Here is an 11,843-nt window from a genome sequence, read left to right on the forward strand (position 1 = left end):
GTGAGGGCTCACTGCCAGCAGCCGTAGACGTTGCCGCCGGAGTTCCACTGGAGCTGATGGGAGTAGTCGCTGGCCCACAGCGTGACGTTGGACGGGTGCACGCCCCAGCCGCCGATGCGGTCCGGGCTGATGGAGGTGGCGGTGGCGTTGGGGTCGTCGCGCACCTGCCGCCAGATGACGCTGGTGCTGGTGTCGCAGCGGTTGGCGGACATGCAGTTGGCCACCTGGTTGCCGGCGTTGGTGCACACGTTCCAGAAGACGGGGCAGATGACGCTCAGCGCGACGTTCTCGAACCAGCCCAGCGACTCCTTGCACTGGCCATGCACGCCCCAGTGGACGGAGTTGGCCGCGTTGGCGGTGACCTCGTGCGGGTACGTGTACGGGGAGACGGGGCCCTTGCCCGCGTAGACGTGCGCGTAGGCGAGGAAGGTGGAGCACACCATGCCGTTGTTGGCCGCGCTGCCCGGAATCTCGTGCGCCGCCTCCAGGTCCCGGTACTGGAACAGCGAGTAGGGCACGCGCGAGCCGTTCCACAGCGGCCGGTCGATGCGCTGGCTTCCATCGACGCGCGAGACATCACTGACGTACGGGTGGTTGAACCAGAGGCTGTTCGCGATGCGGGCCGCGCCCGCGGGGTCACCGAGCTGCCACGCCGTCCAGTCCGGCCCGTGGCCGTTCGCATCGTAGAGGTAGTGGTAGATGCCGCCCTGGTTCACCTGCTCCAGGCCCGGGTAGCCATACTGGAGCTGCGACGCGACGAGCGGTGTTCCACAGACGGTGGGCCAGTTGTTCTGGGCCGGGTCCTTCATGGTGGCGTGGGTGACGCCGCCGGTGGGGCCGTGGGAGAGCATGGAGTGCGTACGGAACTCGCCAATCGCATCAATCACGTTGCGGATGGGCCCGTCGTTGCTGCGGCTGAACACCACCGCGCCGTTGGGGGCGTTCCACCCGGCGGCGGTGTAGCCACACTCCGAAGCGGCGGCGGGAAGCGATGCTCCCAGCGCGGATACCGTGAGACAGCCTGCGAGGACTCGACGCATCAGATACTCCCGGACATGCGACGCTCCCGTGGGCCGGCCCTCTGGTGTCCCAGGCGCGGCGCGAAGCAGAGGTCCGTGGGAGCGGCTTCACCGATGCCTGGGAGGCTGCACGGTAGGCACGGCGGCCGTGCATTCCAGGCTGGACCTGGAGGGCAGTGCGACAGGGGACAGGGGCTCGCCCCGGGAGTCGGTGGGAGCGTTGGTTGGTCCACGCCCAGGACGTCCTCGGGTGACCTCCCGGGTTGCGGTCGCGGTGCGGGGACGCATCCTCGGGGCAGGCGAGAGGAGGCGTGTCACACATGGAACTGTCAGCTCGGATGCATCGCTGGGACGTCACGCCGACGGAGGCCGTGGCGCTCCAGCGCGAGCTCCGGGAGCGGGTGGTGCTCGAGCCCCCGCCGGGCCTGAGGGTGGAGCGCGTCGCGGGGGCGGACGTGTCCACGGAGAAGGGGCGGGACACGGGCTTCGGCGGAGTCGTGGTGCTGGACGCCGGCACGCTCGTGCCCGTGGCCCAGGCGGGTTCGGCGGTGACCCTCGGGTTTCCGTATGTGCCGGGGCTGCTCTCGTTCCGGGAGCTGCCGGTGGTCGCCGTCGCGTGGGAGCGGCTCTCGATGCGGCCCGACGTCCTCATCTTCGACGGGCACGGCATCGCCCATCCGCGACGGCTGGGCATCGCGAGCCACGGTGGGCTGCTGTTCGGCATCCCCTCCATCGGGTGCGCCAAGTCCCTGCTCGTCGGCACGCACGGCAAGCTGGGGGACGCGCGCGGCTCCACGTCGCCCATCATCCACAAGGGCGAGGTGGTGGGCATGGCGGTCCGCACGCGCAAGTCGGTGCAGCCCGTGTACGTCTCGCCGGGGCACCTGATGGACCTGCCCACGGCGGTGGAGCTGGTCCTGCGGGCGAGCCCGAAGTACCGCGAGCCGGAGACGACGCGTCACGCGCACCGGATGGTGAACGCGCTGCGCCGCGCGGACGGCGAGGCCGCGGAGCTGGAGTGAGACGACCTCCCTGGATTTGACCGACGGCCCGACGACCTCTATGTCCAGAGTCCTCGAGATGGGGACGGTTCCGGGCGCGAGCACGGCCCGGGCGGACGTGTCCCCGGCCACCTGGCGCGAAGAGGGCGTGGGCGCTCTCGTGAGGGTGGCGCAGCGAAGGTGGGGGTCGCCCGTGGGAGCGTCGATGCGGAGGTTGTCATCCCGGTGGAGTGAGCTGGCGTCGCATTACCCCGTCGTCGTGGTGGGGTCCGGGTATGGCGGCGCCATCACCGCCAGCCGACTCGCCAGGGCCGGGCGCCAGGTGTGCGTGCTGGAGCGGGGGCGTGAGCTGCAGCCGGGGGACTACCCGCGCACGGAGGCGGACTTCGCCCAGGAGCTCCAGGTCCACATGGAGGCGGAGAGCAACGTCGACCTGGGCCGCGCCACGGCCTTGTTCGAACTGCACCGGGGGGGCGACGTGGCCGTGGTGTCGGGGTGTGGGTTGGGGGGCACGTCGCTCATCAACGCGGGCGTGACGCTGCGGCCGGACCCTCGCGTGCTCCAGGATTCGCGCTGGCCGGAGGCGTTCCGTCAGGACGTGCCCGGGCTCCTGGAGGATGGCTTCATCTGGGCCGAGCGCATGTTGCGGCCCACGCCCTATCCGGAGTCCTCGCCGCGCCTGGCCTCATTGGAGGCCATGGAGCGCGCGGCCCGTCGCATGGGTGGCACCTTCAAGCGTCCCCCGTTGGCGGTCTCCTTCGAGGAGCAGGTGAACGACGCGGGCGTGAGGCAGGGCGCGTGCACGCTGTGCGGCGACTGTCTCACCGGTTGCAACCAGGGCGCGAAGAACTCCGTGCTGATGAACTACCTGCCGGACGCGCATCGCCACGGCGCGAAGGTCTTCACCGAGGTGTCCGTGCGCTACCTGGCGCGCGACGGGAATCGCTGGCGCATCTACTACCGGCCGATGAACACCGGGCGTGAGCGCTTCGAGGCGCCGGACCTGTGGCTGACGGCGGACCTGGTGGTGCTCGCCGCGGGCACCATGGGCACGGCGGAGATCCTGATGCGCTCGCGCTCGCTGGGGCTGCCGCTGTCGAAGCACCTGGGCCAGCGCTTCAGCGCCAACGGGGACGTGATGGCCTTCGGCTACAACACGGACGTGCCCGTCAACGGCGTGGGTCACGGCGTGAATCCGCCGGAAGGCCGCGAACCGGTGGGGCCCACCATTTGCGGCATCATCGACGAGCGTGGGACGCCCCGGCAGGAGGACGGCATGGTCATCGAGAACGGGGCCATGCCGGGCGCGTTCGGCAAGCCGATGCTGGCGCTGCTGTCCGCCGCGGCTGCGGTGGGCGGAGAGGACATGGACTCGGGGCTGAAGGACAAGCTGGAGGAGCTGGCCCGGGTGGCGGACAGCGCGGTGCGTGGCCCGTACCACGGGGCCATGCGCAACACGCAGACCTTCCTCGTGATGTCCCACGATGCGGGAGTGGGAGAGCTGCGCATGGAAGGGGACCGGGTGCGGGTGCACTGGCCGGACGTGGGCACGCAGCCGGAGCTCGCGCGCGTGGACCAGCGGCTGCGCGAGGCCACCGCGGCCCTGGGCGGCACCTTCGTGCGCAACCCGCTGTGGAACCGGCTCACCGGACACGAGGTCCTGTGCACCCATCCGCTCGGAGGCTGCGTCATGGCGGAGCATGCGGGGGCGGGCGTGGTGGACCACGAGGGGCGCGTCTTCTCGGGGTATGAGGGGAACGAGGTCCACGAGGGCCTCTACGTCAGTGACGGCTCGGTGATTCCGAGGTCCCTGGGGACCAACCCGCTGTTCACCATCTCCGCGGTGGCCGAGCGCTCCGTCGCGCTGCTGGCGCGTCGGCGAGGCTGGCACATCGACTACACGCCCGCGCTGGAGGCACCCGCGGCCGACGCGCGGACGCCGGTGGGCGTGCGCTTCTCCGAGACGATGTACGGCCACGTGTCCGGCGCGGTGCATGAGCACGAGCTCGTCGCGGGAGACCCGAAGCGCGAGGGCGCCACGCGTCTGCGCTTCGTCGTCACGGTGGAGACGCGAGACCTGGAGCGCACGCTCGAGGACCGACTGCACCCGCTGGCGCTCTCCGGCATGGTGGAGGCCCTGGCGCTGTCGCCCCGGCCGCTCGTCGTGGAGGGGGGCGAGCTGCACCTGATGACCCAGGAGGGCGCACGTCCTGGCGGGCGGCGGATGCGCTACCTGCTGCCGCTCGTCGCCGAGTCAGGTGAGCGCTTCTTCCTGGATGGGTACAAGGACGTCCACGACGATGCGGGCTTCGACCTGTGGGCCGACACCACGCGGCTGCTCGTCTCCGTGTACCGGGGCATGGACATCTCGGGCCCCTGTGTCGCGCGCGGCGTGCTGTCACTGGACCCGGCGGACTTCGCGAAGCAGCTCTCCACGTTGCGCGTGCTCGGCGCGCGAGACGCGGTGGGACAGTGGCAGACGCTGCTGCGCTTCGGCCGCTTCTTCTTCGGCGCCCTCTACGACACCTATGTGAAGAAGGCCGCGTAGCGGGCGGGGAGCCGGCGGCCTGTTCCGCCGTGCCAGCGGGTGGTGCTCCTCCCGTGCGCCGTGGGCAACCTGACCCCACGAAGGCACTCTGGGAGGACACGGCCATGACGGACAAGCGGGAGCGCGAAGGGCAGGAGTCTTCTTCGACGGACGGCTCGAACGAGCGAGGCGGCCTGCCCATCGAGGTCCGCCGCGCCCGTCGGAAGGAGGCGCACGCGAGCCAGCACTACGCGGCCTTCCTGAAGCACCTGTGCGAGCGGGGCGGCATGTCGCCCTCGGTGGCCGAGAAGGCCGCGGTGTCCGTGCTCTGCGCGGTGGAGCAGCGCATCACCCAGGGCGAGACGCAGGACCTGGAGGCCCAGCTCCCCAACAAGCTGACGCTGCTGCTGCACCGCTGCGAGCGCCACGAGGACGAGCTGCCCAAGGGCTTTGGCCGCGAGGAGCTGCTCGCGCGCGTGGGCGAGGACCTGGCGCTCAACCCGGAAGCAGTGGAGCCCGTGGTCCGCGCGGTGCTCAACTCGGTGCGGGCGCAGATTTCCGAGGGCGAGGCCGAGGACGTCATGGACCAGCTCCCCGAGGACCTCCGGGAGCTGTGGCGCCGTCCCAGCTGACGTCAGGCCCGCGCCATCGGCGTGTAACGCATGCCGGAGATTTCGCGCAGGGGACCGGTCCACCAGGGCTCCTCGGAGACCCAGACGTCGCGGCCGTCCTCGCGGGCCACCATGCCGCCGGGGGCCACGACGGAGAAGCGGGGCGCGCGTCCGAGCGCCTCGGTCAACGCGGCCATCGTCGTCTCGTCCTCCTCGGAGAAGCCGAGTGGACCCTCGGGATGGCTGTGCGCCACCTCCACCAGCTCCTCACGCCAGTACCAGATGGCCTCCCAGCGCGCGCGGGAGTCGGGCAGCAGGACGGGGCTGTCGGAGGCCTCGCACCACAGCACCTCCTCGTCCCGTCCGATGAGCAGACACACCTCATGCGACGACATGGCTCCTCCTCTCTTCCCGTCTCACGCGTGCCGGGTGATGACCAGCACGTCCGTGTCGATGGCCTCGCGGATGACCGAGGGCAGGCTCTCCAGCGTCACCTCGCTGTCCGCTCCCGCCAGGCACACGCCCGCGTCCAACACCTGGAGCGTGCGTGCGTCCACGATGGAGACGAACCGCTCCCCCATGAAGCTGAACGTCACCTCCAGCTGGTTCCCCGCCATGCGACGATGATGAAGCAGCCGCGCTCCCGCGCCCTGCAGCGCCACCTCCGCGCGCGAGTGGTCTCCCACCGGTGCGCCCCGTGACACGTCGCCCGACAGCACCTGTCGACGGGCCTCCTGGGCCAGCGCCGTGGTGCGGACCGTCTGGGCGTCGAGCCAGGCTCGCTGCTGCTCTGCCACCCGCCGCGCCTCGAGCGCCCGCTGGTGGACCCGCCGCTCCTGCGCGAGTGCCCGCAGACAGGCCTCCGCCTCCGGACGGCCCAGCTCGGCCACCTTCAACACCCGCCCTCGCGTCTCCGCGGGGGCGAAGCGGATGTCCAATGTCCTCGACGCGGCCTCCAGCAGCGCATAGCCGAACGCCGCGCGCAGCGGAGCGCTCACGCCCTTCACCGACGCGAGTGGCCGTCCCTCTTCCAAGGCCCGACGCGCGGCATCCTCCGCCTCGCCCTCGAACTCCACGCCGTCGAACAGCAGCGCGCCGTCGTGCCAGCGCCGCGCGCTCACGGGCGCGAGCGGTGACGGCTCGTCCTCCGGCATCAGCTCCAGGGGCCGTGCCACCGCGCCCTCGAGCACCAGGCGCGCTCCCCAGACATGGCCGCGCACCCGCGGCAGCGCCTCCAGGCCCTCGGGCCCGGCGGGCTCACGGGCGGTGGCCTCGCGCCCCTTCAACTCGAAGCGCCACCACCCCGGGGCCACGGGGGTGGTGACGCGGAGGCGTCGCGTGGCGGTGTCCACGGTGCCGCCGCCCAGATACGGCAGCACCGCCGACTCCACCTTCCCGAGCAACTTCCGGTAGTCCATGACGCCTCCTTGCCTTCACCGCGACTTCGCGCTCACGCCACCTTCAACAGCGGCGTGCGCATCACCCGCTCGACCCAGCCGGACTGGCTGGCCCCGGGCAGCGTCGGCGCGTCCAGCAGCGCCTTGAGCACCCGGGGGACCTGGTAGGGGTCCGCGAACTGGTCCACGTTCACCTCGCTGAAGGGCACCCGCAGCTGGCTCGCGCACGTGCGCACCGTGTTGCCACGGCCACCCGCCACGCTCACCAGCAGCGCCATCGCCGCCACCGGGAAGCCGACGTCACGGAACGCCCGGGCGAACTGGTCACCCGCCTCGCCCGCCTCGTCGCCCACCACGATGACCACCAGCTTCGCCCCCTCCGGCACCCTCATCCCGTCCCGGTGCAGCGCGTGCACGCCGGCCGCGTGCGTCGTGCCGCCCGAGGCCTTCAGCCCCGCGAGCATGTGCTGCACCGCCGTGCGGTTGGAGGCCTTGGGCCGGAGCACGGTGCCCATCGTGTCGAACGCCGCGATGTGCAGCTTCTCCACCGGGAAGCCCGCGAGGATGCGCGCGAGCGCCTCCTTCGAGTTCTCGATGGCCCCGTCCATGGAGCCCGACTTGTCGATGAGGAACATCACCCGCACGTCGGTCTCCGCCGTCGCCTCCGCCACCGCCTGTCGTGCCGCGTTGTCGCTCGCCTCCTCCAGCTTCTGGCGCAGCACCTCGCTGCGCACGTTCTTCGCGATGTTGAGCGCCCGCTGGTCCGTCGCCGTCTGCACGGCCTTCTCCCAGCGCGCGCGCACCGTGGGCTCCGCCAGCAACCCCAGCTCCTCCAGCGTGGGCGTCATCAGCCGCAGGTCGCGGTCCGACAACGAGGGCAACAGCGCCGCCATGATGGCCGGCGTCATCCCCACGTCCTTAGGCAGCCGACCCACGACCTCCTTGTAGGAGAGCCGCTCGGAGTCAATCCACTCGCAGATCTCCGCCTCGGACAGCCCGTCGAAGCGCTCGCGCTTGACCAACGTCAGCCCGCTCAGGCCCACTGTGCGGTGCCCGCCCTCGGCCTGCTTCTGCTTCCAGCCGAGCACCTCGAAGAAGCCCTGCGTGAGCGGCTTGTAGCCCGCCTTGCGCGAGAGCTTCTTCAACGTCTCCTTGTAGCCGGCCTTCATCAGGCCCTGGAGCATCGACAGGTTGGACTCACGCGCGGCCAGCCACCTGGACGCCACGCGCTTCCAGCGGCCCATGGGCGGCTTGCGCGACGCCGGGTCCCCGAAGCCCGCCTGCCGGTTGAGGCTGGCGATGTCCGGCAGCTCGAGCAGCTCCGCCACCCGCAGCACCGCCTTGGGCGTGAGCATGCGCGTGGACTTGCGCTCGTAGTGCAGCACCATGGCCTCGCCGATGGAGCGGTAGTCGTCGTCGTGGAACGCCACCTGGCCGTCGTCACCGCGCACCGGCTGGCCCGCGTGCTGCTGCACCAGCATGAGCGCGCACGTGGCCACCTTCAGGTCACGCCAGTCCGTCTGCGTCAGCGCGTACGACGCGAAGTGCGCCATCAGCTCCGAGTTGAGCTGGTGGATGTCGAGCAGCTGCCGGTAGAGCTTCACCGCCGCGGGCACGAAGAGGCCCGGCTTGACGGGCTTGCCCACCGCGCGCTGCGCCGGCGTGGCGTGCGCCGCGGCCACCCACGTGCCCCCCACGTCCAGGCCCGGACGGTTGTGCCACAGGTGGGCCGAGCCGCTGAGCACCAGGTCCAGGAGCTTCTCGGCGGGGCCTCGCTGGGACTCGGGCAACAGCTGCGTGTTCGGGTTCGTCGACATGGGGAGTCCCCCTTTCGGGACGTGCGGCGGGTCAGGCGCGGGGCGGACCTCGAGCCCGACAGGGCCCTGGGAGTGCACCGCGCGTGGAGCGCACGGGGGGCGTCAGGTGCACGAGGCACGGCCACCCGCGCGAAGCTGGGGGTGAGGAGGAAGGAAGGTGCGCCCGAGTGACGAGGCCGGTGATGCTGGATTGAATGTCCAGTGTTCTACCGTTGAACTACGGAGCCTGACGGCCCCGGCGGGATTCGAACCCGCACCTCTCATTGCGTGTCTGGCCCTGTCGGCCGGGCGCGAAGCTTTTCAGTCGGAGTCGACGCGTCGGTGACGGGTGCTCACGAGTAGACGCACACGTCGCCATGCACCGGGAACCTCGCCACGTCCTTGCCGCCCCGGTATGTCTTCCGGGCCGGCACCGAGACGAGCTCCCACGTCGGCAGCACCACCGCCGTCAGGGAGCGTCCGTAGACGCACCCCGTGTCGATGCCCACCGCGTGCTCGGTGACGAGCGGCTGGTCGAACACGGTGTGTCCGAAGATGACCCGCTCCGGGCCCTTCCAGTGGTGGGTCCAGAACGTCCACCCCGCAGGTGCCTTGGAGGGCCAGTAGCTCTTCTTCGCGGGCGGCTGGATGCACTGCGCGTGGAGCAGGTGGTACGGGTCCTGCGCCTCCACGGGCAGGCCGGGCATCATCCCGGCGTGGACGACGACGGCGTTGTGCTCGGGCAGCCTCAGGTAGTGGGGCAGCCGGGCCATCCACTCGTAGTGCTCGGGCTCGAGCACCTGCCGGGTCTCCAGGTGGTCGGGATTCAGCCGCTCGGCGGCGCGGTGGCGCTGCTGCAGCGTCGTCTCCTCGTGGTTGCCCAGGATGGCCTCGTGCCGCATGGCCAGCTCCACGCACTCCCGGCGCTTGGGCCCCCGGTCCACCAGGTCCCCCGCGAAGATGACGCGGTCGCTGGACGTGGCCCCCACCTTGGCGAGCAGCTCCAGGGCCTCGTCGTGGCAGCCGTGGAGGTCTCCGATGACGATGGTGCGGGGGGACATGACTGAGGGTTCCTTGGAAGCGGGAGGGTGGGCAGGCGCCCGGCAGCAATGCGGCCAGGGACGGGGGGCCCCCACGTTCCTGACCGGAAGATTCCCGTTCCCCCTCCCGGACGGCCCCGGGGATAATCCTGTCAGGAAGTCGGCGACCCGGGCGTCGGGCTTCGTGGGTGCCACGACTGTCCGGTCGTCCGGGTGGCCTGGGCACCCCTGCTCCACTCGGAGGCTGCCTGCGGATGCCAACGTGGTACCTTGCCGCGCGACATCCCTGTAATCCCATCTCCCGGGGCACTTCTCCGGGCACAGCTCCCAGGTCCTTCCGGTGTTCGAGCAGCTCACGGATGACGAATTGTTCGCGGAGGTGGTCCGCCGCCGCGCCACGAACGAGCCCATTGGGGGCCCGCTCGGAGCGTTGGTTCAGCGGTGGAGCCGGCCTGCCCGGTACGTCATCAGCAAGATTCAGGCGAGCTACGGTCGCGGTTCCCCAGCGGACGGCGACGAGCTCTATCAGGACGCGGTCGGCAAGTTCCTCGACCGCGGGCTGGACCAGTTCCGTGGCATCTCCCAGCAGATGCCGGGCCGGAGTGCGTCTCCCAAGACGTTCTTCCTGCGCATCGTCAAGCACGTGGCCATCGACTTCTACCGGCGGCACCGCGAGGAGCTCGCGGCGCCCTCGTCGGACGCCGATGACGTCATGGAGGAGCCGCCTTCCGAGCGGGCTCGCGCTGTCGAGATGGGCAGGCGGACGGAGGAGCGCGCGGACGCCCAGGAATTGTACTGGGCCGCGTTCGCACGGCTCCAGCAGGAGCACCCCAAGGAGGCCTCGGCATGGGAGCTGTATCACCACGAGGACGTGGAGGATCACGAGGAATGCGCGCGTCGGCTGAACATCACCGTGGTCAATTCCTACAAGCGCGTCAGTCGCGCGCAGGCCTACTTGAAGCTCTACCTGCTGGATCTCCAGCGCGAGTCGCCACGAGGGGAGGAAGCGTGAGCCTCCTTCCCGGCCACACCCCGGGGTATTCAGGAGGAATGAAGTCATGAAGACCGAAGCCATGTCCCGCTCTGCCGCCCGTCGCTCCCAGCTCACCGCCGCCAGTGTCCCCCCAGGAGTCGTCCTCGAAGCCGCCGGAGATTTGTTGAGGCGGGCGACCCAGTGGGGGACCGAAGGTGTGGAGGCGGCCCTGCGGGGCCTCGGTCGACCGGAAGTGGAGACCTGGCTTCAGGCGCAGAAACCGCAGGCGCTCCAGCCCGTGCTGTTGAGGGCCGCGGAAGAGGCGATGGAGGTGGCGCTGGACGGGGGGGAGGAGGCCGAGGTGTGGCGCGCCTCGGCGCTGGAGGGACTTGCCGCTCGTGACAGGGCCGCCTCGCAGGCATCTGCCCTCGCCGCCTGGGAGGGCTTGCATGGCGACTTGCAGGGGGATGCGGCGCGAAATCGAGACCGCTTCCTGGAGTCGCTCGGGAACCTGGATGCGCTGCTGCTTCCCAGGGCCCGTTGGTTCATTCCCCTCAACCCGCAGCGTCGCCAGGAGCAAGCGCTCCTCGAGCCCGCGGAGCAGGACAAGGCCTGGTGGTTCGGTGCCCGGGCCGGCTGCGATGACCTGGTGGCGACGTGGACCTCCGGCCCCCAGAGTCCGACCCCCCACATCCAGGGTTGCGCCGAGTGCCGCGCGGACATCGCGGACGCCGCGCCGGTGGATGCGCCTCCCCGTCGTCACCTCACACGGGATGATTTGTGGCGCTTCGACATGGGCCTGATGACGGCCGACGAGCGCGAGCGCGTGGACGCGCACACCGCGCGCTGTGGCGAGTGCGCCCAGGCGGTGCTGGCGCTGGGCGAGGGTGACGACGCGATTGAAGAGGCCCTGGAGATGGACGAGGGCGACGCGGGCGTGGCCCGGGCCGCGCGCTCTTCCCGCGCCCCGGTGTCGCAGCGCCCGTCCTCGGCGCGCCACCCGGAGCAGCGCGAGGTGCTGGAGGAGCGGCGCGACTTCCGCGTGGTGCTGGTGCGCGAGCGTCAGCGCGTGCGGCTTGTGGTGCAGCCCCTGGCGGGCAGGACGGTGACGGCGGCGGTGTTCCTGAGCCCCGGCCGGCCCTCGCTCAAGCCCACGAACGGGCCCGAGGGTTTGTCGTTCGATTTGTCCTCGGCCTCCGCCACCGGCGCTCGCACCGCGCACCTCTCGGTGCAGGCGGGCAATGACACGCTGGAGCGGGACTTCGCCTTCTGAGAGGAAGGCCCCGGCCGTCCCAGGGGCCGCGCGCGCGGCCCTCGGGAGTCCAAGGGCCCACCGCCACGACTACTGCGGCGGAGCGGTGACGCTCGGTGTGTTGAGCGCCTCGCGGCTGCGGACGGGCGGCTGCGGGATGGGGAAGTTGCGCGGGGGGACGACGCGGCGGAAGCCGTTGTCGAGGAAGCTCAGCACGAGCTGCGCGG

Annotated in this window: 10 protein-coding genes; 5 read left to right on the forward strand and 5 right to left on the reverse strand. The window is 70.9% G+C overall.

Translation table 11 applies throughout. The features are described 5' to 3' along the window. Positions 1–8: 8 nt before the first annotated feature. Positions 9–1,040: a hypothetical protein gene (locus FL311_RS18600; protein ID WP_141326631.1), complete on the reverse strand. Its 1,032-nt coding sequence runs from the start codon at positions 1,038–1,040 to the stop codon at positions 9–11. A 299-nt stretch (positions 1,041–1,339) separates the two neighbouring features. Between FL311_RS18600 and nfi the strand changes: the two genes are divergently transcribed. The 3 genes from nfi (at position 1,340) to FL311_RS18615 (ending at position 5,179) form a co-directional block, all read left to right on the forward strand. After that, positions 1,340–2,041: a deoxyribonuclease V gene (gene nfi, locus FL311_RS18605; protein ID WP_141326633.1), complete on the forward strand. Its 702-nt coding sequence runs from the start codon at positions 1,340–1,342 to the stop codon at positions 2,039–2,041. 184 nt (positions 2,042–2,225) lie between these two features. Next, positions 2,226–4,568 (forward strand): GMC family oxidoreductase N-terminal domain-containing protein, encoded by a 2,343-nt coding sequence (locus FL311_RS18610; protein ID WP_141326635.1) that lies wholly within the window; start codon positions 2,226–2,228, stop codon positions 4,566–4,568. A gap of 104 nt (positions 4,569–4,672) precedes the next feature. Continuing rightward, positions 4,673–5,179 (forward strand): DUF2267 domain-containing protein, encoded by a 507-nt coding sequence (locus FL311_RS18615; RefSeq protein WP_141326637.1) that lies wholly within the window; start codon positions 4,673–4,675, stop codon positions 5,177–5,179. Positions 5,180–5,181: 2 nt separating this feature from the next. Here the strand turns inward: FL311_RS18615 and FL311_RS18620 are convergent, their stop codons facing one another. The 4 genes from FL311_RS18620 to FL311_RS18635 form a co-directional block, all read right to left on the reverse strand. Further along, the gene (locus FL311_RS18620; RefSeq protein WP_141326639.1) at positions 5,182–5,553 is read right to left on the reverse strand and encodes a Mov34/MPN/PAD-1 family protein; all 372 of its coding nucleotides are present in this window, start codon (positions 5,551–5,553) and stop codon (positions 5,182–5,184) included. 21 nt (positions 5,554–5,574) lie between these two features. Then, on the reverse strand, positions 5,575–6,576 hold the full coding sequence (locus FL311_RS18625) for a hypothetical protein (RefSeq protein WP_141326641.1): 1,002 nt from the start codon (positions 6,574–6,576) through the stop codon (positions 5,575–5,577). A gap of 32 nt (positions 6,577–6,608) precedes the next feature. Beyond that, on the reverse strand, positions 6,609–8,372 hold the full coding sequence (locus FL311_RS18630) for a VWA domain-containing protein (protein ID WP_141326643.1): 1,764 nt from the start codon (positions 8,370–8,372) through the stop codon (positions 6,609–6,611). A gap of 332 nt (positions 8,373–8,704) precedes the next feature. Beyond that, on the reverse strand, positions 8,705–9,412 hold the full coding sequence (locus tag FL311_RS18635; protein WP_141326645.1) for a metallophosphoesterase: 708 nt from the start codon (positions 9,410–9,412) through the stop codon (positions 8,705–8,707). A gap of 319 nt (positions 9,413–9,731) precedes the next feature. Here FL311_RS18635 and FL311_RS18640 point away from each other — a divergent pair, with 319 nt between their 5' ends. Together FL311_RS18640 and FL311_RS18645 are read left to right on the forward strand one after the other, a co-directional pair. Next, on the forward strand, positions 9,732–10,403 hold the full coding sequence (locus FL311_RS18640; protein ID WP_141326647.1) for an RNA polymerase sigma factor: 672 nt from the start codon (positions 9,732–9,734) through the stop codon (positions 10,401–10,403). Between the two features lie 46 nt (positions 10,404–10,449). Beyond that, positions 10,450–11,637 carry a hypothetical protein gene (locus FL311_RS18645; RefSeq protein ID WP_141326649.1) on the forward strand — a complete coding sequence of 396 codons (1,188 nt, stop codon included), beginning with the start codon at positions 10,450–10,452 and terminating at the stop codon, positions 11,635–11,637. The last annotated feature ends 206 nt before the right edge of the window (positions 11,638–11,843 follow it).

Source organism: Myxococcus sp. AB025B (assembly GCF_006518215.1).
GTDB classification, from domain to species: domain Bacteria; phylum Myxococcota; class Myxococcia; order Myxococcales; family Myxococcaceae; genus Myxococcus; species Myxococcus fulvus.